Raw genomic sequence first — 24,965 nt, 5'->3', positions numbered from 1 at the left:
GTGCCCCGCCGCGTGGTCGGCGGGGCACCGGACGCCCCTGGATGTCCGCTGTATGTCTGCCATCGCGGACGAGATCGTCTCAGCGGATGGACAGGAGGAATGATCTGGAGGAACGACGTGGGGGGAGGGGGCCGCAAGGGGAGGGCGGCGCCGGGGGTGCCGTCGGCTCAGCCCGCCAGCTCGACGTTATTACCCACGACCGATACGTCTATGCCGTCCTTGTCCGTCTCGACCTTGTCGAGCCGCATGCCCGTCGGCAGGCCGTCGATCTTCCGGTCGATGTCCGTGCGCTGGCGCACCTTCTCCTCCCACCCGGGGATCTTGCTGCCCGGGACGGACTCGGCGCGCATCCGGATCGTGTCGCCATTGACGATGGTGACCGTGGAGTACGTGCTCATGCTCAGGCCCATCAGCTGTCCGGTGATCTTGACGCGGGCCCGGCCCGACTCGTCCTTCCCGGCGTAGCCGACCGTGATGCCCTGGCCGGCCGCCGTGGACAGGTCCGCGTAGCTGATGTGCGCGGAGCCGGTGGCGCTGTCGGCGGTGGCGGAGGAGAAGCTGCTGGATATCCGGACGTTGTGCAGCGAGGCGTTGAGCTTGGTGACGCGCACCGTACGGCCGCCCCCCGCGTCCGTGGTCAGCCCGTCCATGCCGATCTCGACCTCGTCCAGCTCCTTGCCTGCGACCTGGGTCAGGAACGGGAAGCCCTTGATCGAGACGTCGGGGGTGTTGGTCAGCCCCTGACTGCTCTTGATCTTGTCGGCGGCCTCGGATTCCGCGAAGTACACCGCCAGGCGGTCGGCGGCGACGAACAGAATGCCGAGTACGACGAAGACGATCGCCGTGATTCGCAGTGCGCGCATTGTGTTGGGGTCCCCCATGCTCTGGCTCAGGCCCACGCCTGAGGCTGCGAGCCTAACCGCAGCGATGCGGGCGTGGCCGGGCGGCGAGGCCCGGATCACATGGCGAGGCCCGGATCACACGGCGGGGTCCGGACCGTACGGCGGGGTCCGGATCACCCCAGGGCGCGCCCGATGACATAGACCGCCGGGGCCGCGGCGGCGAGCGGGAGGGCGACGCCCGCGGTCATATGGACGAAGCGGGACGGATAGTCGTAGCTGGCCACGCGCAGTCCGATCAGCGCGCACACCCCCGCCGCCAGGCCCAGCAGCACGGCGTTGGTGGTGCCGGTGTCGGTCACCCGGGTGGCCGCCAGGCCCGCGCCCGCGGACGCCGCCAGCGCCAGGACGGCGGAGGCCGCGCCCGGCAGCGGCAGGGCCCGCACGAGCGCCGCCACGGCGACGGCGGCGGCCCCGACCACGACGGCGTCCGAGGACTCGGCGACCGCGGCCAGGTGCCCGGCCGCGATCACGGTGACCGCGGTCGAGGCGACGGTCGCCGTCAACCCGTACAGCCGCTCGTCGGGCGAGGCGTGGCTGCGCAGCTGGAGGATCAGCACCAGCAGCAGCCAGACGCCGATCGTGCCCATGAGCACCGTCGGGGCGTGGGCGCGCTCGGTGGTCAGCAGGCCGATGTCCGCGGCCAGACCGCCCGCGAAGGCCAGCGCGATGCCCTGCCGGGCGGGCCACATGCCGTTGAGCCGGAACCAGCCGGCCGCGGTGACCGCCTGGAGCAGCGCCACGACGACGGCCACGGCCGGCCGGGCCAGCGGCGCGGTGGCCGCGAGGAGGGCGGCGAGCACGGCGGTCAGGGCGGCGGGCGTCAGCCCCGGGGAGAGGATCATCGGGCGGCCCTCGGCGCGGGCCTGCTCGGCGGCGGTGAGCGGCTTGGCGGATGCGGCGGGCTCGGCGGCGGGCTCGGCCGGAGTCGAGGGCGACGGCACGGTTTGGGTGGCCGGGGTGCGCGGGGCGGCTGCGAACTGCATGGTGTCCGCCGTCGTCTGGGCGGCCGGGGCGTGCTGCCGCTGACCGTCCCAGGCGGCGGCGTACGGCTCCTGGTATCCCTGCTGCCCTTGACCTGCCTGCTGCCCCTGGTACCCCTGTTGGCCCTGCTGTCCGTGGTATCCCTGCGCCTGGTGCGGCTGGTTCCCCTGGTACGTCTGCTGCTGGTGGGCCTGACCGCCCTGGTGGTACCCGTGCTGTGCGTACCCCTGCTCCGGATACCCCTGCTGCTGCGGGTGCTGGTACCCCTGCTGATACGCCTGCTGCCCGTCGTACCCCTGCTGCCCGTCGTAGCCCTGCCAGGCGGCGGGCTGCTGCCCATGGGGGTCGTACTGGCTGTGCGCGTCGTACTGCCCCTGCGGGGCGTAGGACCCGTACGCGCCCTGCTGCGCCTGGCCCTCGTGTCCCTCGTATCCCTCGTAAGCCTGGTACGGCGGCTCGGCCGACCCGTTCGGCCCATAAGGGTCGTACGGATGATTCCCGGGGTGCTGCGGCTGGTTGCTCATGACGTCGGGGTCACCCTCCTGCGAACGGCGGGAGCACCTCGACCGTGCCGCCCTCGGCCAGTTGGACCGTCTTGTGATCACGGGTGCCGACGGGGGCCCCGTCGACCAGGAACGAACAGCGCCCCAGCACCCGCGCGAACTCCGGCCGCGCGGTGTGCCGCTGCCGGGCCGCGGCCAGGGCCTCGGAGAGCGTCGCCGCGGCGTACGGCTCCTCGGCGGTGCCGGCGGCCGCCTTGGCCGCGGCCCAGTACCGGATGGTGCCGGCCGGCGGTCCCGCCGTGTTCTTCATCGCCATCGCGATCCCTCTCCCGTCATCTGCCGCCCCCCATGATGACGGGGTCCGGCGGCAGACCGGTAAATCCAGGGGCACGCCCTAGGACCCTCGCTTAGGGTTCCGGTGTGCTGGTCCGACTTATACGGGCGTACCTGAGGCCCTACACCCAATCGATTGCCTTGATCGTCGTACTGCAACTGGTGCAGACACTGGCGACGCTCTATTTGCCGACCCTCAACGCCGACATCATCGACCACGGTGTCGTCAAGGGTGACACCGGTTACATCCTGCAGGTCGGCGGCCTGATGATCGCCATCACGCTGGCGCAGATCGTCTGCTCCGTCGGCGCCGTCTACTACGGCGCCCGGACGGCGAGCGCACTCGGCCGCGATGTGCGCGCGGCCGTCTTCGACCGCGTGCAGTCCTTCTCGGCGCGTGAGGTGGGCCACTTCGGCGCGCCCTCCCTCATCACCCGTACCACCAACGACGTACAGCAGGTCCAGATGCTGGTCCTGATGTCGTTCACCTTGATGGTCTCGGCGCCGATCATGTGTGTGGGCGGCATCATCATGGCGCTCAACCAGGATGTGCCGCTCTCCGGGCTGCTGCTGCTCATCGTGCCGACCCTGGGCATCATCGTCTCGCTGATCGTCCGGCAGATGCGCCCGCTGTTCCGCGGCGTCCAGGAGCGCATCGACACCGTCAACCGCGTGCTGCGCGAGCAGATCACCGGCATCCGGGTGATCCGGGCCTTCGTCCGCGACCAGCACGAGCGGGACCGTTTCACCGGGGCCAACACCGAGCTGCTCGACGTGTCGATGAAGGCCGGACGGCTGATGTCGCTGATGTTCCCGGCCGTGATGATGGTGGTGAACCTCTCCAGCGTCGCCGTCGTCTGGTTCGGCGGGCACCGCATCGACAGCGGGGACATGCAGATCGGCGCGCTGACCGCGTTCCTCAGCTATCTGATGCAGATTCTGATGGCTGTGATGATGGCCACCTTCATGTTCATGATGGTGCCGCGGGCCGAGGTGTGCGCCGAGCGCATCCAGGAGGTGCTGGAGACCGAGACCAGCGTCGCCCCGCCCCTGAGGCCCGTCCCGCCCCTGGAGCGCCGGGGCCTGCTGGAGCTGCGGGGCGTGGAGTTCCGCTACCCGGGCGCCGAGGAGCCGGTGCTGCGCGATGTCTCACTGGTCGCCAGGCCCGGTCAGACCACGGCCGTCATCGGCTCCACCGGAAGCGGCAAGTCCACCCTGCTGGGCCTGGTGCCCCGGCTGTTCGACGCGACCGACGGCAGTGTGCACCTCGACGGGGTCGACGTACGCGACATGGACCCGGTCCTGATGGCCGAGTCCATCGGCCTGGTGCCGCAGAAGCCGTACCTCTTCTCCGGCACCGTCGCTTCAAACCTGCGGTACGGAAAGCCGGACGCGACCGACGAGGAGCTGTGGCAGGCCCTGGAGATCGCCCAGGCCCGTGACTTCGTCGAGCGCATGGAGGGCGGGCTCGAGGCCCCCATCGCGCAGGGCGGCGGCAATGTGTCCGGCGGTCAGCGGCAGCGGCTGGCGATCGCCCGCGCGCTGGTCCGCCAGCCGGCCGTGTACCTCTTCGACGACTCCTTCTCGGCCCTGGACTACGCCACGGACGCGCGGCTGCGCGCCGCGCTGGCGGATGAGACGGAGGACGCGACGGTGGTCATCGTCGCCCAGCGGGTGTCCACCATCCGCGGCGCGGACCGGATCGTGGTCCTCGACGAGGGGCGGGTCGTCGGCACCGGCACCCACGCCGAGCTGATGGACAACAACCAGACCTACCGGGAGATCGTGCTCTCCCAGCTCACCGAGCAGGAGGCAGCATGAGCGTGTCTTGGCGCGCTGTGCGGGCTGGACTGAGGAGCCGCGCAGCGACGGAGGAGCGAGCAGCGACGAGGGAAGCCCGCGCGTTGAAGCGCGCCAAGACTGAGCGGGAGGAAGGGGCGTGAGCGAGAAGAGTGCTCCCGCGTCCAGCGCCCCGGCAGCCAGTACCTCCAGCGTGCCGTTGTCCAAGGAACCGCCGCCCAGTACCGCCGCACCCCGAAGAGGCCCCGCGCCCGCGGCCGGCCCCGGGCGCTTCATGGGCGGCCAGCCGACCGAGCGCTCCATGGACTTCAAGGGCTCCAGCCGCCGGCTGCTGGCGACGCTGCGGCCCGAGCGCGGGATGGCACTGGCGGTGCTCGCGCTGTGCGCGGTCAGCGTCGGGCTTTCGGTGCTCGGCCCGAAGATCCTCGGCCAGGCCACGGACCTGATCTTCGCGGGCATCATCGGGCGGCAGCTGCCCGAGGGCGTGAGCAAGGCGGAGGCGGTCGAGGGGCTGCGGCGCGAGGGCCAGGGCACGGTGGCCGACATGGTCGCGTCCATGGACGTGGTCCCCGGCCAGGGCATCGACTTCGGCGCGGTCGGGACCGTGCTGATGTGGGTGACCGTGATCTACGCCTTCTCCTCGCTGCTCAACCTCTTCCAGGCGCGTATCGCCACGGTCGTGGTGCAGCGCGCGGTCTTCCGGCTGCGCGAGGAGGTCGAACACAAGCTGGCCCGGCTGCCCCTGTCGTACTTCGACAAGCAGCAGCGCGGCGAGGTGCTGTCGCGGGCCACCAACGACATCGACAACATCCAGCAGACGCTTCAGCAGACCCTCAGCCAGCTGATGACCTCGCTGCTGACCATCGTGGGCGTGCTGGCCATGATGTTCTGGATCTCGCCGCTGCTGGCGCTGGTCGCGCTGGTGACCGTGCCGGTCTCGGTGGTCGTGGCGACGAAGGTGGGCAAGCGGGCGCAGCCGCAGTTCGTGCAGCAGTGGAAGACCACCGGCAAGCTCAACGCCCATATCGAGGAGATGTACACCGGCCACTCGCTGGTGAAGGTCTTCGGCCGGCAGAAGGAGTCCGCCGAGCTCTTCGGGGTGCAGAACGAGAAGCTGTACGAGGCGGGCTTCCGGGCCCAGTTCATCTCCGGGATCATCCAGCCCGCGATGATGTTCATCGGCAACCTCAACTATGTGCTGGTCGCCGTGGTCGGCGGGTTGCGGGTGGCCAGTGGGGCGCTGTCGATCGGCGACGTCCAGGCATTCGTCCAGTACTCGCGCCAGTTCAGCCAGCCGCTCACCCAGGTCGCCTCGATGGCCAATCTGGTGCAGTCGGGCGTCGCCTCCGCCGAGCGGGTCTTCGAGCTGCTGGACGCCCATGAGCAGGAGCCGGACGCGGCGAAGCCGGCGCGGCCCGAGCGGGTGCGCGGCCGGGTCGAGTTCGAGGACGTCTCCTTCCGCTACGACCCCGACAAGCCGCTGATCGAGGACCTGTCGCTGGCGGTGCGGCCGGGCCAGACGGTGGCCATCGTCGGACCGACCGGTGCGGGCAAGACCACCCTGGTCAATCTGCTGATGCGGTTCTACGAGGTCAGCGGCGGGCGGATCACGCTGGACGGGGTGGACATCGCGGCCATGTCCCGGGAGGAGCTGCGCTCCAACATCGGCATGGTGCTCCAGGACACCTGGCTCTTCGGCGGGACGATCGCGGACAACATCGCGTACGGGGCGGAGGGCGCGTCCTTCGACAAGATCGTGGAGGCGGCCAGGGCCACGCATGTCGACCGCTTCGTACGGACCCTGCCGGACGGCTACGACACGGTGATCGACGACGAGGGCTCCAACATCAGCGTCGGTGAGAAGCAGCTGATCACGATCGCCCGGGCGTTCCTCGCGGAACCGGCGATCCTGGTCCTGGACGAGGCCACGAGCTCGGTCGACACCCGTACGGAGGTGCTGATCCAGCACGCGATGGCCTCCCTGCGGACCGGCCGCACCAGCTTTGTGATCGCCCACCGGCTGTCGACGATCCGCGACGCGGACGTGATCCTCGTGATGGAGTCGGGGCGGATCGTGGAGCAGGGCACCCATGAGTCGCTGCGGGAGGCGGGCGGCGCCTATGCGCGGCTGTACGAGGCGCAGTTCGCGGAGCCGGTGGCCGAGTCGGAGTGAGCGGTGCCGGCGCGCGGGCGTGACAGCGGGATGTAGTCGTGCGGACGTGGCCGGTCAGACGTGGGCCGTCGCCCAGGCGGCGATCCGGCTCAGCAGGGCGGGGCCGGCCGCGTTCTCCGCGTGGCCGAAGCCCGGTTCGATCCACAGCTCTGTGGACGACGGGTCCGCCGCGTCCACGAGCGTCCGCGGATGGTCCAGCGGGAAGTAGGGGTCCTGGTCGCCGTGGACGATCAGCAGGGGCGTGGGGGCGATCAGCGGCGCGGCGGCGACCGGTGAGAGCGGTTCGGGGTCCCAGCCGCGGGAGTCGATACGGGTGCGCAGCCCGTAGCGGGAGACCAGGCGCCCGGCCGGCCGGGTGATCGCCCAGTGCACACGGCGCATGGGGGCGGTCCCCCGGTAGTACCAGCGGGCCGCCGCGCTCACCGCCACCGCGGCGTCGGTGTGCGCCGCTTCGCGCGCCCCTGCGCCTGCTTTTGCTTCAAGAGCCCCCGGAGTCCCCGGAGCTCCGGGCGCCGCCGCCCCGTACAGCGCCGCATGCCGCAGCACCACCGAGCCGCCCATCGAGAACCCGACCGTGGCGATCCGCCGGTGCCCGAGCCGCCGCGCCCACCGCACCGCGGCGGCCAGGTCCAGGACCTCGCGGTCGCCGACCGTGGAGCGTCCGGCGGAGCGTCCGTGACCCCGGAAAGAGAAGGTGACCACGGCCGCGTGGCGGCCCAGCGCAGCCGCGGCGCGGCGCAGCGCAGGGCGCTCCAGAGCACCCGTGAAACCATGCGCGACCACGATGGCCGGACCCGGGGCCGGGCCCGTGCCCGACCCCACTCCATACGGCTGAAACGGCGCGTACGCGGCCTCGATCGCCACCCCGTCGTCCGTCAACAACCTGGTCAGCCGTCCACGCTCCGTGATCAAGGAAACAGGAGGCGACGCGGATACAGCCTTAATCCCACGTGTCATGTGGGTTATTCTTCTGGGAAGAGGATCCGGGCAAAGCAGCCCCCGGGTCCTTTTGTGCTTTCAGGCGCGTTCCGCGCGTTTGAGCGCACACGCGCTCCAGGGCGCGGAGCCGCAGCCCGGCACAAAGTGGTGCTGAGTCGCGTAAAGCAGTACATACGAAGCAGTGCGCACGAAGTAGTGCTAGTCAGCCAGGTACGAAGCAGTAGCCGCATACTCCCCCAGGCAGGGCCTGGGAGGTGCCCCCTCTCGCAAGGGACCGAGGAGGAACCGACGTAATGGGCGAGCGAAGCGTGTACGACCATAGAACGACGTCCGGGGCGGGTGATCACCGATGAGCTCCCTCCTCCTGCTGACCAACGCGCTACAGCCCTCGACGGAGGTGCTTCCCGCGCTCGGGCTGCTGCTGCACGGCGTGCGGGTGGCCCCGGCCGAGGGACCGGCGCTGGTGGACACCCCCGGTGCCGATGTGATCCTCATCGACGGCCGCCGTGATCTGCCCCAGGTGCGCAGCCTGTGCCAGCTGCTGCGTTCCACCGGCCCCGGCTGTCCGCTGATCCTCGTGGTGACCGAGGGCGGCCTCGCCGCGGTCACCGCGGACTGGGGCATCGACGACGTTCTGCTCGACACCGCCGGTCCGGCCGAGGTCGAGGCGCGGCTGCGGCTGGCGATGGGCCGCCAGCAGATCACGACGGACGACAGCCCGATGGAGATCCGCAACGGCGATCTGTCGGTCGACGAGGCCACGTACAGCGCGAAGCTCAAGGGCCGTGTGCTGGATCTCACATTCAAGGAGTTCGAGCTCCTGAAGTACCTGGCGCAGCACCCCGGCCGGGTGTTCACCCGGGCGCAGCTGCTCCAGGAGGTCTGGGGCTACGACTACTTCGGCGGCACCCGCACGGTCGATGTGCACGTACGGCGGCTGCGGGCCAAACTCGGCCCGGAACACGAGTCCTTGATCGGCACCGTGCGGAACGTGGGCTACCGTTTCGTCTCGCCCGAGAAGGGCGACCGCGGCAGCGAGGAATCCAAGCTCAGGTCGGGCGCCGGGAGGGCGGCACCCGAGTCGGCTCCGGCCGACGGGGCGCCGCGCGCGGAGCATGTGGCGGAGAACGTGAAAGCCGGGGCCGCACGCCCGGCCAACACTTAGCTGGACCCGCGTAGACTTCCGCGCGTGGCCAAGGTGACGCGGGATGATGTGGCAAGGCTGGCGGGGACTTCCACGGCGGTCGTCAGTTACGTCATCAATAACGGACCAAGGCCGGTCGCCCCGGCCACGCGCGAGCGGGTACTCGCCGCGATCAAGGAGCTCGGCTACCGGCCGGACCGGGTCGCGCAGGCGATGGCCAGCCGGCGGACCGACCTCATAGGGCTGATCGTGCCGGACGCCCGCCAGCCGTTCTTCGGCGAGATGGCGCACGCCGTCGAACAGGCCGCCTCCGAGCGCGGAAAGATGGTGCTGGTCGGCAACTCCGACTACCTCGACGAGCGCGAGGTCCACTATCTGCGCGCCTTCCTGGGCATGCGGGTGTCCGGGCTGATCCTCATCAGCCAGGGCCTGAGCGAGAACGCCGCCGCCGAGATCGAGGCCTGGGACGCCCGCGTCGTGCTGCTGCACGAGCGCCCCGAGGCGATCGACGACGTGGCCGTGGTGCTGGACGACATCGGCGGCGCGCAGCTGGCCGTACGACACCTGCTGGAGCACGGGTACGCGTATGTGGCGTGCATCGGCGGCATCGAGATCACCCCGACCGTCGGCGACCCGGTCACCGACCACGTCGAGGGCTGGCGCCGGGCCATGCTGGAAGCCGGGCGATCCACCGAGGGGCGGCTCTTCCAGGCCCCGTACAACCGGTACGACGCCTACAAGGTCGCCCTGGGACTGCTGTCAGGACCCGACCGGCCGCCGGCCATCTTCTGCTCGACGGACGACCAGGCGATCGGTGTGCTGCGGGCGGCGCGCGAACTGCGCATCGATGTGCCCGGTGAGCTGGCGGTCGCCGGCTTCGACGACGTCAAGGAGGCGGCGCTCACCGACCCGCCGCTGACGACCGTCGCCTCCGACCGGCCCGCGATGGCGCGCGCGGCGGTCGACCTGGTGCTGGACGACGCGGTACGGCCCGCGTCCTCGCGGCGGGAGCGGGTGCGCCAGTTCCCGTCGGCCCTGGTGGTGCGGCGGTCCTGCGGCTGCGCGTAACGCGCGCGATGTGCCCGGGGGCTTCCTTATCTCGGGCATACCGACTTCTGTCGGGCTTCTCAGCGAGCACTCAGGAAGTTCTCATCTTCGCTGCGCACAGTCGTAGACATGACGGAGAACACGCCCCGCAGCGGCGATTACGAGGCCCCGCAGCACCCGCAGCCCCCGTATGGCGCCTGGTCCGGCTACCCCACGCCACCCGCGCACGCGCCCCAGGAACCCGTCACCACTCCCTCGGGGGTCACCGTATGGCCCGGGAGCGGCCCGGCGGCCGGTCCGCAGCCAGGCAGCGCCCGTCGTAAGCGGCGTCCCTCCAGGTCCGCGCTGCTGATCGCGGCGGTGGCGGTGGTCTCGGCGCTCGTGGGCGGCGGGGCGGCGGCGCTGGTCACGGACGCGACCCAGAAGTCGGACAGCTCCACCACGACCACCGTCGTCAACGCCACCTCCAGCAAGGTCGGCGGGGTCAGCGCCGTCGCGACGGCGGTCAGCCCGAGCATCGTGGAGATCAGCGCCACCTCCAACAGCGGCCAGTCCACCGGCTCCGGCGTGATCATCACCAGCGGCGGCGAGATCATCACCAACAACCACGTCATCTCCGGCGCCGACACCATCAAGGTCACCTTCAGCGACGGCAGCAAGAAGAGCGCGACCGTGGTCGGCACGGACAAGAACAAGGACCTGGCCCTGATCAAGGTGGAGGGCGCCGGCGGGCTCAAGGCCGCCACGCTCGGCGACTCCAGCGGGGTCCGGGTCGGCGACCAGGTCGTGGCCATCGGCTCGCCCGAGGGGCTGACCGGCACCGTCACCAGCGGTATCGTCTCCGCGCTCGACCGCGATGTGACCGTCTCGACGGACGAGAGCCAGGGGCAGGGGCAGGGGCCGGGCGGCGGCAGCGGGGAGTGGCCGTTCGAGTTCGGCGGCGGCCGGTACAACGGCGACGTCGGCTCCTCGACCACCACCTACAAGGCCATCCAGACCGACGCCTCGCTCAACCCCGGCAACTCCGGCGGCGCGCTCATCAACATGAGCGGCCAGATCATCGGGATCAACTCCGCGATGTACTCGTCCGCCGCACAGCAGAGCTCCAGCAGCGCGGGCAGCATCGGCCTGGGCTTCTCCATCCCCGTCAACACCGTCAAGGCCGACCTCGACAATCTGCGCAACGGCGGCGGCGACAGCGGCGGCGGCACCAGTAACAGCTGAGCGGTGCCGGCTGAGCGGTGCCAGCCGAGCGGTGCCAGCCGAGCGGTGCCAGCCGCGGCAGCCGACCGGCCCGCCGCCTGGGATGATCAGGCCCGCGCCCGGCCGCCCGTGCGAGGCTGAAGGCAGCGGGCCCACCCGGGCCCACCGCCCCGCCATCGCCGCCTTTCGTCGGCGCGCCACGCCGACTCCGAGTGAGGAACCCGAGCCATGAGCCCCGCCGAGCACGGCGACCAGCCCGCCCGCATCCTGATCGTCGACGACGAGCCGGCCGTCCGCGAGGCCCTGCAGCGCAGCCTCGCCTTCGAGGGCTATCTGACCGAGACGGCCCTGGACGGGCTCGACGCGCTGGAGAAGGTCGGCGCGTACGACCCCGAGCTGATCGTGCTCGATGTGCTGATGCCCCGGATGGACGGGCTGACCGCCGCCCGGCGGCTGCGCGCCACGGGTGTGACCGTGCCCGTCCTGATGCTCACCGCGCGCGACACGGTCGGCGACCGGGTCACCGGGCTCGACGCGGGCGCCGACGACTACCTCGTCAAGCCGTTCGAGCTGGACGAGCTGCTGGCCCGGATCCGGGCCCTGCTGCGCCGCAGCTCGTACGCGGCCACCGCGGGGGCCGTCGCGGAGACCGGCGGTGACGAGCTGACCTTCGCCGATCTGCGGATGAACCTCGCCACCCGCGAGGTGAACCGCGGCGGGCGCCGGGTCGAGCTGACCCGCACCGAGTTCACCCTGCTGGAGATGTTCCTCGCCCATCCGCGCCAGGTCCTCACCCGCGAACAGATACTCAAGGCCGTCTGGGGCTTCGACTTCGAGCCCACGTCCAACTCGCTGGACGTGTACGTGATGTATCTGCGCCGCAAGACCGAGGCGGGCGGCGAGCCCCGGCTCGTGCACACCGTGCGCGGCGTCGGCTATGTGCTGCGCACCGCCGAGGGCGGCACGCCGTGACGAACCGCTTCCGCGGGCTGCCGCTCCGCTCGCGGCTGGCGCTGCTGACCGCGGTGGCGGTGGCGGTCGCGGTGGCGGTGGCGGCCTTCGCCTGCTGGTTCCTCACCCGCCAGGAGCTGACCAACGCGCTGGACCAGAAGCTGCGCGACAGCGTGTCCCCGGACCGTATCGAGCGCCTGATCGGCCTGCCCTGTTCGTCGAAGCCGCAGACCGACGACCGGCTGGGGCCCGACCCCGCGGGACTGCAGTTCGTCCGGGAGAACGGCGACCGGTGCGTCATCGGCTCGACAGCGGTGAAGGTGACGGACGCGGACACTGCTGTCGCCAACGGCCGGCAGCGGGAGGTCACGCGCGACGGCACGACCACCACCGGCCGGGCCGTCCGCGTCTACACCAGGGAGATGCTGGTCCGCACCGGCACCGGTCCCGGCACGCTGACCGTGTCCGTCTCCCGCCCCCTCGACGAGGTGACCGACCCCCTCGACACGCTGGCGCTGGTCATGCTCCTGGTCGCGGGTGTCGGGGTGCTCGGCGCCGGGGCCGCCGGTCTGTGGATCGCCAGGACCGGGCTCAAGCCCGTGGACCGGCTGACCGAGGCGGTCGAGCATGTGGCCCGTACGGAGGACCTGGCCGTACGCATCCCCGCCGAGGGCGACGACGAGATCGCCCGGCTCTCCCGCTCCTTCAACTCCATGACGGCCGCCCTCGCCTCCTCCCGCGAACGGCAGCAGCAGCTGATCGCCGACGCAGGCCATGAGCTGCGTACGCCGCTCACCTCGCTCCGTACCAACATCGAACTGCTCGCGCGCAGCGAGGAGACCGGCCGGCCGCTGCCGCCCGCCGACCGCAAGGCGCTGATGGCCAGCGTCAAGGCGCAGATGACCGAGCTGGCCGCGCTCATCGGCGACCTCCAGGAGCTCTCCCGGCCGGACGCGCTGCCCGGCACCGGGCCGCTTCAGGTGGTCGCGTTGCACGAGGTGGCGGCGGCCGCGCTGGAACGGGCGCGGCTGCGCGGCGCCGATCTCACGATCGACGCCTCACTGGGGCCCTGGTACGTACGCGGGGAGGCGGCGGCGCTGGAGCGGACGCTGGTCAATCTGCTCGACAACGCGGTGAAGTTCAGCCCTTCGGGTGGTGTGGTGGAGGTCGTGCTCAGAGACGGCCAGTTCACGGTCCGCGACCATGGCCCCGGCATTCCCGACGACGAACTGCCGCATGTCTTCGAACGGTTCTGGCGCTCGCCGTCCGCCCGCTCCATGCCCGGCTCCGGCCTCGGCCTGTCCATCGTGGCCCGCACCGTCCAGCAGTCCGGCGGCCAGGTCGGGCTCCAGCCCGCGCCGGGCGGCGGGACGCTGGCCTGGCTCCGGCTCCCGGGCGCGCCCACGCCGCCGCCGGACCTCGACTGACACCCGCGCCGCCCCGCTCAGCTTCCCGCGACCGGGGCGGGGAACTCGCCTGTGTCGGCTGTGTCCGTGACATCCGCGCCGTTCTGCGAGCCGTGCAGCCGCGCGTACGCTCCGCCCAGGGCCAGCAGTTCGCGGTGCGTCCCGGTCTCCACCACCCGCCCGTGGTCGAGGACGAGGATCCGGTCGGCGTCCGGCGCCAGGTTCAGATCGTGCGTGATCATGATCGTCGTACGGCCGGACATCAGCCGCCTCAGCGGCCTGACCACCCGCCGCGCGGACAGCGCGTCAAGCCCGGTGGTGGGCTCGTCCAGGACCAGGACGGGCGCGTTCCGCAGCATCGCGCGGGCGATGGCCACGCGCTGCAGCTGGCCGCCGGACAGCCGTGCGGTGTGGGGGTCGATCGGGGTGTCGTAGCCCTCGGGGAGGGCGGTGATGAAGTCGTGGGCCGCCGCGTCCCGGGCCGCCTGGACGATCTCGTGCTCCGTGGCCCCCGGCCGCCCGCAGGCGATGTTCTCGCGGATGGTGTCGTGCAGGATGAGCGTCTCCTGCGGCAGGAGGGTGACGTTCTCGCGCAGGAAGGCCAGCGGCATGGCGTGCAGCGGCACCCCGTCCAGGCGTACGGAGCCCTCGGCCGGGTCGTAGAAGCGCAGCAGCAGCTTGGAGACGGTCGACTTGCCCGCCCCGCTCTCGCCGGTGATCAGCACGAACTCCCCGGGCCCGGCCGTGAGCGAGACCTGGGCCAGGGTGCGCTTCCGGGCACCGGGGTAGCGGAAGCCGACCTGGGCGAACTCCACCGTGCCGTGCACCCGCCAGGGCGCGATGGCCGCCCCCGGCGGCGGGTCGGCGACGGCGGGTTCGGCGTCGAGGATGTCCAGCAGCCGTTCGGCGCCCGCGGTCGCGGCGGTGAGGGTGAGGCCGAGCTGCCCGAGGTTGCGGATCGGCGGGTAGAGGTAGCCGAGGAAGGCCGCGAAGGCCAGGAGCTGGCCGATGGTCATCCGGTCCTGGGAGATCTCCCAGGCGCCGAGCCCGATGACGGCGAGGACGCACAGCGTCTCGATGACCTCGACCAGCTGCTCGTACAGCTCGCTCATCCGCGCCCCGGCCACCGACGCGCGCATCCAGGCGCGCGCCTCGCGGCGCAGCCGCTTCTCCTCGGCGGCCTGCCGGTTGTAGGCCTGGGTGAGCACGATGTTGCCCAGCGACTCCTCGACCACCGAGGTGATCGCGCCGTCGGCGACCCGCTCCTCCCGTGCGACGGCCTTGATCCGGCCCGAGAAGCGCCGGGCGGCCAGCCAGAACAGCGGCGCCAGTACGAAGGTGGCCAGCGCCAGGTCCCAGCGCAGCCAGAAGGCGGCGGTGGCGAAGAAGACCGTGCTGAACAGGGCGGATACGGTGCCCACGACGCCGGAGACCACCATCTGCTCGATGGCCTCGACGTCCCCGGTGAGGCGTTCGACCAGGTCGCCCTGGCGGTGGCGCTGGAAGAAGTGCGGCGGCAGGTCCTGGACATGGCCGAAGACGCGGGCGCGCAGGCGCAGTACGAAGCGCTCGGCGGTCCACACCGCGAGCGAGTTCCCGGTGTACCCGACCGCCGCGCCCAGGACCGCCACGGCGAACCACTGCCCGGCGGGGGACCAGAACGCGCTGAGCGAGCCCTCCTGGAGGGCGTGGTCCGTCAGATTGGAGAACAACAGGATCGCGGCCGTCTCGGCGAGCGCGGCGGCGACCACACAGACGCAGATCAGCACCAGCCAGTGGCGGTCGCCCCGGGTCAGCGGCCAGAAACGGCGGAAGGCCATGCGCGCGGGCAGCTGCGGGGTGGGCTGTTCCTCCTCGGTGTCGTAGCCCTCGGGGCGCCGGTGGCGGCCGCGACCGGGGGCGGGCGCGGTTCTGACCGCCCGCAACCGCATCGTCGGCTGGTCGTCGTGGCCTGTGCGCACTGTCGAGCTCACTGTCTCTCCCGTTCCTGGCGTCCCCGTTCCTGGCGTCGGCCGGCTGCCGGGGCAGCTCCGGGCCCTGACATGGCCGAGGCGGGGGCCCCGGCCCGCGGCCCCGGCGCCCCCCCCGGCGGGGGGGGGGGCCGCCCGACGGCGGCCGGGGGGGGGGGGCGGCGCGGGGGCGGCGGGGGGGTGTCGGGCGCGGGGGGGGCCGCGGCGCCCGTGGGCGCGCGCCCCCGCCTCCGGTATGTGGGTCAGCCGCCGATCGGGCGACGGTGCTGGGGCTTCTTGTGCTTCTTCGGCGCGGGCTTCGGGTGGCAGTTCTTCTTCGGCTCGGGCTTGCGGGCGGGCTTGACCGGAACGACCTTGCGAATGCTCATGGGATTTCCTTTCGGTTTTCCTTTTCTGATGTCTCGCCGTTCGGCTTCGACACGGAAAAAGTTAGGAGGGATATCCGTGAGCGAGATCGGAGGAGCCTGTGCGTCAGCCAAGACCCTCATGAATGAATTCTCAGACGATTCCCGGAACCGCGGGCCTGGCGGCCGCGTCCCGGCTGCGCTCAGCCGCCCGAGTGCCGGCCGGCGCCCACGGACAGCCCCGAGCCCGTCAGATCGGCCCGGATGCCGTCGCGCTCGACGGTGATGTTCCGCAGCCGCAGGCCCTTGACCTGCTTCGGCAGCTGGAAGGAGAACGCGACCCGCTCCGTCAGGTCCTGGGCCCGCAGCCGCACCAGGGCCCGGGCCAGTACGGGGTCGACGCCGACCTGCTCCAGCGTCTCGGGGCGGTCGGCGACCAGGTCCACGAGGTTGGCGCGCGTCAGCCGGTCGGTGAAGCCCGGCTGCCCGGTGATCCGGCTCAGCCGCTTGTCGTCCCACAGCGCCTGTTCCGCGGTCCCGGGCGCGACGCCGAGCTGCCGCGCCACGGACTCCACCCGGAGCAGCGCCCGCGTCTTCTTCTTGTCGCGGCTGATGCGTTCGGCGGCCTCCGGATGCAGCCGCAGCCGGGCGGGCCGTCCGGGCCGGTAGGTGGCGATGCCGGGGACGTCGAGCCGCATATCGCTGACGCTGGTGGCGACCCCGCGGTCGCCGTCCCGCCGTATGTGCGCCACGGCGTGGATGCGCGCCTGCCGCCCGGCCACCGGCAACACGCCCTCCGCGCGCACGGATTCGCGGTTGAGCACCCGGAATGTCACCTGCGAGGCGCCCAGTTCGCGGTTCAGATCGTCGAAGGCCAGCAGTACGTCCCCGTCCACCTGGGCCGCCTTGGCCCCGTCGAGGGGCAGCGGCAGATCTCCGAACAGGCGTATGCCCGTGGCCTCGGCCCGTACCCGGGCGAGCGTCACCCGGCCGGCCGCCACGTCGGGGACGGTGACGTCCACCCCGTCCAGGTGCTTGCCCAGCACCTGGGTGAGAAACGGAAACCCGTGGATGTTCACCTTGGGCGCCGCCGCAAGGCCGAGCTTGTGCTGCAGCGTCCGCTCCGCCCGCTTCTCGGCGTACATCACGGCGCAGCGGTCCGCGAGCACCAGCAGCATGGCGCCCAGCAGAATCCCGATGGCCACCTTGGTGGTGCGCGGAATACGGGCGAGCCCCCGGTGAACCTTGCGCTCCGGGTCCGGGCGCTCCGGATCCGGGTTGACGCTTTGGGGAGAGTCGACGCTTTGGGGAGATTGGCGGGACAGGGGCAGGAACATGCGCACGGGGGATCGCATCACTCCATCCCAACACGCCCGCCCGGTCCGGACGCAAGCGCTGACGGAGGTTCGTGGCGAAAAGCACGGCGCGACGTCGGCGTGCGCCGTGTGGAAGGGCTCTTTGGCAGGGCTCCTAGAGTGAGCTTCGTGCTCTACGGAAGATCGGCGGAAATCGGCGCGCTCGACGAGGTGATCGCGCGGGCTCGCGACGGCTCCGGCGGTGCGGTGGTGTTGCGGGGCGAGGCGGGCGCGGGCAAGACCGCCCTGCTCGACGCGGCGACCGCGCGATTCGGTTCGATGCGCGTGCTGCGGACCACCGGCGTCGAGCTCGAGTCCGACCTGGCGTTCGCGGCGCTGCACCAGGTGCTGCGGCCGGTGACCGGCTCGCTCGACGCGCTGCCGGAACCGCAGTGCGACGCCGTGCGCGCGGCGCTGGGGCTTGCCGCGGGCGGTGACGGCGATCGGTACCTGCTGGGCGCCGGCGTGCTCTCGCTGCTGGCCGAGGCGTCCGCGCCGGACGGGCTGATCTGCGTGGTCGACGACTTCCAGTGGGTCGACCCGGCCTCCGCCGACGCGCTGCTGTTCGCCGCCAGGCGGCTGGGGACGGAACGGATCGCGATGCTGTTCGCCGTGCGCGGGGACGCTCCGGTCAAGGGGGTGCCGCTGACGGTGGACGTGCCCGGCCTGCCCGGGGCCGCGGCGGTCGAGATGCTGGAGTCCCGTCACGGTGTGCCGCCCGGAGTGGCCCAGGAAATCGTCACGCTGACCCGCGCGAACCCGCTCGCCCTGGGCGAGATCGCCGCCCGCCTGACGCCCGCGCAGCTCGCCGGTCGCGAACCGCTGCCCGATCCGCTTCCCGGCGGCGCCCGGCTCTTCGGTGAGCAGGTGGCGGCGTTGTCCGCCGCTGCCCGGCTGCTCGCACTGGTCGCCGCCGTCGCGGCCGACCTCGGCCTGGTGCTGCGCGCCACCGACCAGCTGTCCGCCGACCGGACGGTACGGACGGGTGAGCACATACGGGCGCGGGCGGGGGCTGGGCGGATGGCGCTGGCAGAGCTGGAGGAGTCCGGGCTGGCCGGGCTCTCGGGCACGCGCGTGCACTTTCGCCATCCACTCGTCCGGTCGGCGGTGCATGAGGCGGCCACCCCCGCCGACGTCCGCCGGGTGCATGCCGTGCTCGCGGAGCTGACCGAGGGGGACAGCCGCGCCTGGCACCTGGCCGGAGCCGCCATGGGCCAGGACGAGCGGGTCGCCGCCGAACTGGTGGCCGCCGCGGAGCGGGCGCGGGACCGCGGGGGCTACGGCGCCGCCGCCACCGCCCTGGCCAGGGCGGCCGAGCTGACTCCCGGGCCGCGCGCCCGTGCCGCCCGGCTGAAGGACGCCGCCGTCGCGGCCTGGCTCGGCGGCCGCCCGGGGCAGGCGGAGTCGCTGCTGGCCGAGGCCCGCGACCAGGCCGGCGGGGACGCCGACCTCGCCATGCGGATCGCCCAGCTCCGCGGCCGGTTCGAGCTGAACTCCGGCAACGCCGCCGAGGCCGTACGGATCCTGGCGGCGGGCGACAGCCTCGACATGCTGGCCGATGCGGCGGAGGCGGCCTCGTACGTCGGCGACACGGCGGCCCTCGTCGAGCTAGGGCGGAGGGCGGCGGCGCACCCCGAGGGGTTTCTGCGGGACACGGTGGCCGGGATCGGCCTGGTGCTGGACGGCGACGGGGCCGGTCCTGGTCTGCTGCGGCGGGCGCTGGCGCGGGCCGGCGAGCTGAGGCACGCGTCGGAGTACCTGTGGGCGACGGCCGCGGCAAGCTGGCTGGGCGAGTCGGACGTGGCGACCGAGATGGTCGACCGGGCCGGACGGGTGGCCAGGGTGTCGGGGATGACCGGGCAACTGCCGGTCGTGCTGGAGTTCGTGGCGACGGCCGAGCGCATCGCCGGGCGGCTGGTGAACAGCCGGGCCGTCTCCGAGGAGGGCCTGGAACTGGCCCGCGAGGCCGGGTACCGGAACACGGTGGCCGCGCACCTGGCCAACCTGGCGGTGCTGGCGGCCCTGCGCGGCGATGAGGAGGACTGCGCACGGCAGGCCCGTGAGGCGCTGGCCATCGCCGTACCGCATCGGGTGGGCCTGCGGGCGGGGGTCGCCGCCTACGCGTCGGCGATGCTCGACCTGTGCCTGGGACGCCACGCGGCGGCGCATGACCGTTTCACGGCCATCGCCGCGGCGGGACCGGGCGCCGGGCATCCCACCGTGGTGTGGCGGATGGCACCGGATCGCGTCGAGGCCGCCGTGGGCGCGGGCGACGACGCGGCCACGCGGGCGGCGCTGGAGGCGTACGAGCGGTGGTCGGCGCACGCCGCCACGCCCGAGTCGCACGCTCTGCTGGCCCGCTGCCGGGGCCTGGCCGAGTCGTCCGAGGCAGCGTCCGAGGAGGCGTTCGGCGAGGCACTGCGGCTGCACACCAACCCGTTCGAGGCGGCCAGGACGGCCCTGTTGCTGGGTGAGCGGCTGCGCCGCGCGCAGCGGCCGGGCGAGGCGCGGGCGCCGCTGCGGATGGCGTGGGAGACGTTCGAGCGGGCCGGCGCGCGGCCGTGGGCGAGGCGCGCCCAGGGTGAGCTGCGGGCGGCGGGCGAGAGCGGACAGGCCCCGCCCTCCGCCGTTCTTGACGCGCTGACCCCGCAGGAGCTGCGCATCGCCGGGCTGGTCGCCGACGGGTTGTCGAGCAAGCAGATCGCCGCCCGGCTCTTCCTGAGCCCGCGCACCGTCGAGTACCACTTGTACAAGATCTATCCGAAGCTGGGCATCGGCTCCCGTACGGAACTGGCGCGGCTAGTAGTTCTACAGAAGGCGCCCGTGGCGGAAGCGGACATGCTCTGAGACATGCGAGAAGTAAACATCTGGAGTGAAGAGTTCGGCGCCGCGACGGATGCGCCGATCCTGCTGATCATGGGGTCGATGTCGCAGGGCGTCCTGTGGCCGGACGAGTTCGTCGGCCGCCTTGCCGCCGGAGGCCGTCGGGTGATCCGGTACGACCACCGTGACACCGGTATGTCGGACACCGTCGACTTCGCGGCGGAGCCGTACACCTGGGACGACATCAAGAACGACGTATACCGCGTGCTGGACGCCCACGGCCTGGAGAGCGCCCATCTGGTCTGCCACTCGGCGGGCGGGCTGCTCGGCCAGTTCGTCGCGGTGGAGCGGCCCGAGCGGGTGCGCTCGCTGACCGTCATCGGCTCCTCGCCGCTCGGCGGCGGCGAAGGCCAGGTGATCATGCGGGCCCTGATGGGGCAGCCGCAGCCCGAGGGAAGCCTGCCCGAGCCGGCGCCGGAGTTCACGGCCTTCTACCGCGCGCTGATCGCCGCCCCGCCGCCCGAGGACCGGCGCGCCCGGATCGACGGCATGATCGCCGAGCAGCGCGTGCTGCACGGCACCGGGCTGCCGTTCGACGAGGACGCGGCGCGTCGGCTGCAGGAACGGATCTACGACCGGGCCCGCGACCTTTCGGCGGTGGCCAACCACCGGCTGGCCGCGATGGCCAAGCCGGAATTCGAGCCGGTGGACGTGTTGCACCGGGTGAAGGCGCCCACACTGGTCATCGAGGGCAGCCATGAGCCGGCCAAGCCGGGCCACGGCGCGATCATCGCCGAGCGGATCCCGGGGGCACGGCTGATGATCGTGGCGGGCATGGGCCACACACTGCCGCCGGAGGTGCACGAGGAGCTGGGCGCCGCCGTCCTCGCGCACACGGCCGGGTGACGCCCGCCGGGTGGCCCCGGCCCCGGTCTGGTCCAGGGCCGGTGTCACTCTCAACCGGCGTCAGTCCGGGCCCGCGTCAGTCGGGGCCCGCGTCGTCGGGGGTGCCGTTCGCCAACTCGGCCAGCACGCCGAGCGCATGGGAGAGGGTGTCCGTGGGCGGTGAGGAGAGCGCGAGCCGTACGGCGTTGGGCGCGTGGCCCGGCCCGACGGCGAACGCCCCGGCCGGCGTGACCGAGATGCCCCGCCGGGCGGCGGCGGCCACGAAGGTCTCGGCCCGCCAGGGTTCCGGCAGTTCCCACCAGCAGTGATAGGCGCATGGATCGGCGCGCACACTGAATCCGGCCAGCCGTTCGGCGGCGATCCGCTGCCGAACCGCCGCGTCATGGCGCTTGGTCCGCTCGATCTCGGTGGCGGTGCCGTCGGACATCCACTGCGTCGCCGCGTCGAGTGCGAAGCGGGATGCCATCCATGTTCCGGAGCGGAGGGCGGTGGCGACCTTGGCCGTGAGATGCGCGGGCGCCACCAGGAAACCCAGCGTGAGCCCCGGGGCCAGCCGCTTGGACAGGCTGTCGACCATGATGGCGCGTTCGGGCGCGAGCGCGGCCAGGGGCGGCTGATCGGGGCGCAGGAAGCCGTAGATGCCGTCCTCGATCGCGTACATGTCCCTCTGGTCCAGTAGCCCCGCGAGTTCGGTGCGCCGTTCGTCGGACAAGGTGATGCCCAGCGGGTTGTGCAACGTCGGCTGCAGATAGATCGCGCGCAGCGGGGGTGCGGCGGCGAGCGCGGCCGGGAGCAGCCCGGCGTCGTCCATCGCCAGCGGGACCAGCGTGACGCCGAGACGTGCCGCGATGCCCTTGACCAGCGGGTAGGTGAGCGTCTCGACACCGAGGCGCTCGCCGGGCGGTACGAGGGCGGCGATGGCGGCGGCGATGGCCTGTCTGCCGTTTCCGGCGAAGAGCAGCTGCCGCGGCTCCGGTTCCCAGCCGGTGCGGCTCAGCAGTGACGCGGCCGCCCGGCGGGCGCTCGGGCTGCCGGCCGCCGTCATCGGCCGCAGGGAGGCGGCCAGTTGGTCGGGGCGCAGCAGGCGTTCCAGACCCTGCGCGAGGAGGCCCGGGTGGTCCGGCAGGACGGCGAAGTTGAGCTCCAGATCGACCCGGGCCCCGCCGGGTTCGGCCAGCGCGGGCTCGGTGGCGGGCTCGCCCGCCCGTACGAAGGTGCCCCGGCCGACTTCCCCGACCGCCAGGCCGCGCCGGATCAGATCCTGGTAGACCCGCGCGGCGGTGGAGGCCGCGATGGAGCGCTGGCGCGCGAAGCGGCGCTGCGGCGGAAGCCGCTCCCCCGGGCGGATACGGCCGGCGGCGATGTCGGCCGCCAGGCTGTCGGCGATTACGCGGTAGTCATCCATCGATCAACCTCGGTCATCCTCCAGTCAATCCCAACATTGCACCGAGAGCATTGTTTTTATTGCACTGAGAGATTGCTCCCCATAGCCTCGAGGAGTCAAGTCGCCGCGGCGTGACCAGCACGTTCGACGGCGCGTTGAGAAAGGCCGAGTCACATGAGCACGTGCTCCCTTGGCGGGATCACCCTCGGGTACGAGGACGAAGGCAGCGGCGATCCACTGGTGCTCGTCCACGGGCACCCCTTCGACCGCACGATGTGGCGCCCGCAGGTCGAGCACTTCAGCCGGACCGGCCGGCGGGTGATCACCCCGGACCTCAGGGGCTACGGCGAGAGCACGGTCGTCCCCGGCAAGACACCGCTGGAGACATTCGCCCGCGACATCGCCGGTCTCCTCGACCACCTCGGCGTCGACCGTTTCGTCCTCGGCGGGTTGTCCATGGGAGGGCAGATCGTCATGGAGTTCCACCGGCTGTTCCCGAGCCGGGTCCGCGGTCTGCTGCTCGCCGACACGTTCGCCGCGGCGGAAACCGAGGAGGGCAGGACCGGGCGCTACGAGATGGCGGAACGCCTGCTGAAGGAGGGAATGGGCGGCTACGCCGACGAGGTGCTGCCCAAGATGGTGGCACCGCACAACATCCGGGCGCTGCCCGCGGTCGCCGAACATGTTCTGGCCATGATGTCCGGCACCGCTCCCGAGGGAGCCGCGGCCGCGCTGCGCGGCCGGGCCGAGCGGCCGGACTACACCGATACGCTCCAGGACATCGCGGTGCCGACCCTGGTCATGGTCGGCAGCGACGACGAGTTCACCCCCGTCGCCGACGCCCGCCTCATCCATGAACGCGTCCCCGGATCCACCCTGGCGATCATCGACGGGGCGGCGCATATGCCGAACCTGGAGCGTGCGGCCGAGTTCAACGCGGCGCTAGGACGCTTCCTCGGCACGCTGCCCGCCACCACCGCCGCCACCGCCACCTCGGCACGGTGACACTCATGACCACACCACCGACCACCGTTTGGGTCACGGGCGCCAGCAGCGGTTTCGGCGCCGCGATCGTACGGCGGTTCGCGGCGGACGGTGCCCGTGTCATCGCCTCCGCCCGCCGGGCCGACCGACTCGGGGAACTCGCCGCGGAGCGCGGCCCCCATGTCCTTCCCCTTGAACTCGATGTGCGCGACCGGCAAGCGGTCGAGCGCGCGATCCGCGCCCTGCCGGGGGATTTCGCGCACATCGACATCCTGGTCAACAACGCCGGCCTCGCCAAAGGTCTCGAACCGGCCCATGAGGCCGACCCCGACGACTGGCAGCAGATGCTGGACACCAACTGCAAAGGGCTGCTCCACTGCACCCGAGCAGCCCTGCCGGGCATGGTCGCACGCGGCCGGGGCCATGTGATCAACCTCGGCTCGGTCGCCGGGACCTACCCCTACCCGGGCGGCAACGTCTACGGCGCCACCAAGGCGTTCGTCCACCAGTTCAGCCTCAATCTCCGCAGCGACCTGCACGGCAGCGGCGTTCGCGTCACCTGTGTCGAACCCGGGATGTGCGGCGGAACCGAGTTCTCCACCGTGCGGTTCCAGGGCGACCAGGGGAAGGCCGACGCCGTCTACGCCGGTATGCGGCCACTCGGTGCCGACGACATCGCCGAGTCCGTGCACTGGGCGGCCTCGCAGCCGGCACACGTCAACATCAACACCATCGAGCTGATGCCCGTCGCCCAGAGCTTCGCGGCGTTCCAGGTGCAGAGGGCCTGAGCGGACGGGCCGAGTAGCGTGTCGCCATGGCCCGTTCCCGCAGCACCCGTCGGCTCGTTGTCGGCACCGACACCTATCTGTGGTCGGTGGGTCACACCCACGACGGCGGCAAGCAGCCGGACTACTCGACCTGCCGGGAAATCCTGTCCCTCCGCCTGGAAGGCAGCAGCGGCCGCCTGCGGCTCGTCTTCCGTCAGCCCTGGTTCCCGCCCGGCCCCACGAGCACGGTCGGCGACCGCGACCGCGGCTGGCTGAACCTCCATGAGCCGGGCGTGGCCCGCGCCTTCCTCGACGCGGCCCTCGCCCAGGGCTGGCAGCCCGGCGCGAAGTCGGGACAGGAGATCGACGGCTGGATCCTCTTCCCCGAGGCGCTGCGCGCCTGCCGCACGAAAAGTGATGGTGGGGCGGGCTTTCAGAGGTGAGGATGCCGCCATGAAGAAGAAGCGGCTCACGCACATACCGGCCCCGGAGGGCGTCGCTCCGGGGACGGGCTACACCAACGTCGTCATGGGCTCCGGCCGTATGGTCGCGGTGTCCGGACAGATCGCGCTCGACGACCGGGGCGAACTCGTCGGCGCGGGCGATCCCGCCGCGCAGGCCAGGCAGGTCTTCGAGAATCTGCGCCGCTGCCTGGCGGCGGCGGGCGCGACCTTCGACGACGTCATCAAGCTCACCTACTTCGTCACCGACGTGGCCCACCTGCCCGCGGTCCGGTCCGTACGCGACGAGTACGTGGACATGACGCACCCGCCCGCCAGCACGGCCGTCCAGGTCGCGGCGCTGTTCCGTCCCGAACTGGTGCTGGAGGTCGAGGCCTTCGCGCTCGTGGACGAGCCGCCGGCCGGGGCCGTCTCATCCTGAACGCCGACGGGGCGGCGTACGCCGACGTGGTGTCGGGGTACGCCGCCCATCTGGCGGGATGCGGTCCGGGTGGTTACTTCGGGTCGCGGTTGAAGACTGCCTTGGACCAGCGGTAGCCGAGGGCTGTCAGGCCGAGGCACCAGGCGATGCTGATCCACCAGTTGTTGC

At 72.0% G+C, this 24,965-nt stretch carries 21 protein-coding genes and 1 pseudogene; 13 read left to right on the top strand and 9 right to left on the bottom strand.

Annotation, left to right across the window (positions count from 1 at the left end; genetic code table 11):
• Positions 1 to 167 precede the first annotated feature (167 nt).
• The 3 genes from ACFV2X_RS53005 to ACFV2X_RS52995 form a co-directional block, all read right to left on the bottom strand.
• Positions 168 to 863: a DUF2993 domain-containing protein gene (locus ACFV2X_RS53005; RefSeq protein ID WP_385630915.1), complete on the bottom strand. Its 696-nt coding sequence runs from the start codon at positions 861 to 863 to the stop codon at positions 168 to 170.
• Positions 864 to 1,015: 152 nt separating this feature from the next.
• The gene (locus ACFV2X_RS53000; RefSeq protein ID WP_385630913.1) at positions 1,016 to 2,407 is read right to left on the bottom strand and encodes a hypothetical protein; all 1,392 of its coding nucleotides are present in this window, start codon (positions 2,405 to 2,407) and stop codon (positions 1,016 to 1,018) included.
• 10 nt (positions 2,408 to 2,417) lie between these two features.
• A complete protein-coding gene (locus ACFV2X_RS52995) occupies positions 2,418 to 2,702 on the bottom strand; it encodes a MoaD/ThiS family protein (RefSeq protein ID WP_385630910.1) in 285 nt (94 codons plus the stop codon).
• 104 nt (positions 2,703 to 2,806) lie between these two features.
• Between ACFV2X_RS52995 and ACFV2X_RS52990 the strand changes: the two genes are divergently transcribed.
• Together ACFV2X_RS52990 and ACFV2X_RS52985 are read left to right on the top strand one after the other, a co-directional pair.
• Positions 2,807 to 4,540 (top strand): ABC transporter ATP-binding protein, encoded by a 1,734-nt coding sequence (locus tag ACFV2X_RS52990; RefSeq protein WP_385630908.1) that lies wholly within the window; start codon positions 2,807 to 2,809, stop codon positions 4,538 to 4,540.
• 253 nt (positions 4,541 to 4,793) lie between these two features.
• Positions 4,794 to 6,692, top strand: a complete 1,899-nt coding sequence (locus ACFV2X_RS52985) for an ABC transporter ATP-binding protein (protein ID WP_385630920.1) — start codon at positions 4,794 to 4,796, stop codon at positions 6,690 to 6,692.
• A 54-nt stretch (positions 6,693 to 6,746) separates the two neighbouring features.
• On the opposite strand, the gene ACFV2X_RS52980 is transcribed toward ACFV2X_RS52985, so the two are convergent.
• Positions 6,747 to 7,649, bottom strand: a complete 903-nt coding sequence (locus ACFV2X_RS52980; protein ID WP_385630907.1) for an alpha/beta hydrolase family protein — start codon at positions 7,647 to 7,649, stop codon at positions 6,747 to 6,749.
• A 331-nt stretch (positions 7,650 to 7,980) separates the two neighbouring features.
• On the opposite strand from ACFV2X_RS52980, the gene ACFV2X_RS52975 reads away from it, so the two are divergent.
• The 5 genes from ACFV2X_RS52975 to ACFV2X_RS52955 all read left to right on the top strand — a co-directional run bounded on the left by ACFV2X_RS52975 (position 7,981) and on the right by ACFV2X_RS52955 (position 13,403).
• Complete coding sequence (locus ACFV2X_RS52975; RefSeq protein ID WP_385630905.1) at positions 7,981 to 8,796, top strand: winged helix-turn-helix domain-containing protein; 816 nt, start codon at positions 7,981 to 7,983, stop codon at positions 8,794 to 8,796.
• A gap of 24 nt (positions 8,797 to 8,820) precedes the next feature.
• Positions 8,821 to 9,843 carry a LacI family DNA-binding transcriptional regulator gene (locus ACFV2X_RS52970; RefSeq protein WP_385630902.1) on the top strand — a complete coding sequence of 341 codons (1,023 nt, stop codon included), beginning with the start codon at positions 8,821 to 8,823 and terminating at the stop codon, positions 9,841 to 9,843.
• Between the two features lie 108 nt (positions 9,844 to 9,951).
• Positions 9,952 to 11,046 (top strand): S1C family serine protease, encoded by a 1,095-nt coding sequence (locus ACFV2X_RS52965; protein ID WP_385630900.1) that lies wholly within the window; start codon positions 9,952 to 9,954, stop codon positions 11,044 to 11,046.
• Positions 11,047 to 11,253: 207 nt separating this feature from the next.
• On the top strand, positions 11,254 to 11,997 hold the full coding sequence (locus ACFV2X_RS52960; protein WP_385630897.1) for a response regulator transcription factor: 744 nt from the start codon (positions 11,254 to 11,256) through the stop codon (positions 11,995 to 11,997).
• Positions 11,994 to 13,403, top strand: a complete 1,410-nt coding sequence (locus ACFV2X_RS52955; RefSeq protein ID WP_385630895.1) for a sensor histidine kinase — start codon at positions 11,994 to 11,996, stop codon at positions 13,401 to 13,403. The genes ACFV2X_RS52960 and ACFV2X_RS52955 overlap by 4 nt, the downstream gene beginning before the upstream one ends.
• A 17-nt stretch (positions 13,404 to 13,420) precedes the next feature.
• Here the strand turns inward: ACFV2X_RS52955 and ACFV2X_RS52950 are convergent, their stop codons facing one another.
• From ACFV2X_RS52950 to ACFV2X_RS52940, 3 genes are all read right to left on the bottom strand, one after another.
• A complete protein-coding gene (locus ACFV2X_RS52950) occupies positions 13,421 to 15,202 on the bottom strand; it encodes an ABC transporter ATP-binding protein (RefSeq protein ID WP_385630917.1) in 1,782 nt (593 codons plus the stop codon).
• A 392-nt stretch (positions 15,203 to 15,594) separates the two neighbouring features.
• Entirely contained in the window at positions 15,595 to 15,720 is a 126-nt protein-coding gene (locus ACFV2X_RS52945; RefSeq protein ID WP_256982699.1) for a hypothetical protein, read from the bottom strand.
• Positions 15,721 to 15,899: 179 nt separating this feature from the next.
• Entirely contained in the window at positions 15,900 to 17,051 is a 1,152-nt protein-coding gene (locus ACFV2X_RS52940; protein WP_385630892.1) for a DUF2993 domain-containing protein, read from the bottom strand.
• Positions 17,052 to 17,180: 129 nt separating this feature from the next.
• Here ACFV2X_RS52940 and ACFV2X_RS52935 point away from each other — a divergent pair, with 129 nt between their 5' ends.
• Together ACFV2X_RS52935 and ACFV2X_RS52930 are read left to right on the top strand one after the other, a co-directional pair.
• Entirely contained in the window at positions 17,181 to 19,898 is a 2,718-nt protein-coding gene (locus tag ACFV2X_RS52935) for an AAA family ATPase (protein ID WP_385630890.1), read from the top strand.
• A 3-nt stretch (positions 19,899 to 19,901) separates the two neighbouring features.
• The gene (locus tag ACFV2X_RS52930) at positions 19,902 to 20,780 is read left to right on the top strand and encodes an alpha/beta hydrolase (RefSeq protein WP_385630888.1); all 879 of its coding nucleotides are present in this window, start codon (positions 19,902 to 19,904) and stop codon (positions 20,778 to 20,780) included.
• 76 nt (positions 20,781 to 20,856) lie between these two features.
• On the opposite strand, the gene ACFV2X_RS52925 is transcribed toward ACFV2X_RS52930, so the two are convergent.
• The gene (locus ACFV2X_RS52925) at positions 20,857 to 22,185 is read right to left on the bottom strand and encodes a PLP-dependent aminotransferase family protein (protein ID WP_385630886.1); all 1,329 of its coding nucleotides are present in this window, start codon (positions 22,183 to 22,185) and stop codon (positions 20,857 to 20,859) included.
• Positions 22,186 to 22,338: 153 nt separating this feature from the next.
• On the opposite strand from ACFV2X_RS52925, the gene ACFV2X_RS52920 reads away from it, so the two are divergent.
• Genes ACFV2X_RS52920 through ACFV2X_RS52905 form a run of 4 tightly spaced genes read left to right on the top strand, consistent with a single transcriptional unit; the run spans position 22,339 to position 24,797 of the window.
• A complete protein-coding gene (locus ACFV2X_RS52920; RefSeq protein WP_385630883.1) occupies positions 22,339 to 23,169 on the top strand; it encodes an alpha/beta fold hydrolase in 831 nt (276 codons plus the stop codon).
• 5 nt (positions 23,170 to 23,174) lie between these two features.
• Positions 23,175 to 23,936: an SDR family oxidoreductase gene (locus ACFV2X_RS52915; RefSeq protein WP_385630881.1), complete on the top strand. Its 762-nt coding sequence runs from the start codon at positions 23,175 to 23,177 to the stop codon at positions 23,934 to 23,936.
• A 26-nt stretch (positions 23,937 to 23,962) separates the two neighbouring features.
• Positions 23,963 to 24,358, top strand: a complete 396-nt coding sequence (locus ACFV2X_RS52910) for a hypothetical protein (protein ID WP_385630878.1) — start codon at positions 23,963 to 23,965, stop codon at positions 24,356 to 24,358.
• 10 nt (positions 24,359 to 24,368) lie between these two features.
• On the top strand, positions 24,369 to 24,797 hold the full coding sequence (locus ACFV2X_RS52905) for a RidA family protein (protein WP_385630875.1): 429 nt from the start codon (positions 24,369 to 24,371) through the stop codon (positions 24,795 to 24,797).
• A 73-nt stretch (positions 24,798 to 24,870) separates the two neighbouring features.
• Here ACFV2X_RS52905 and ACFV2X_RS52900 read toward each other — a convergent pair.
• Positions 24,871 to 24,965: pseudogene (locus ACFV2X_RS52900) on the bottom strand (ABC transporter permease); the annotation flags it as partial.

The organism is Streptomyces sp. NPDC059679 (genome assembly GCF_042734105.1).
GTDB lineage: Bacteria > Actinomycetota > Actinomycetes > Streptomycetales > Streptomycetaceae > Streptomyces.
This window is presented reverse-complemented; position numbering and strand designations above follow the sequence as displayed.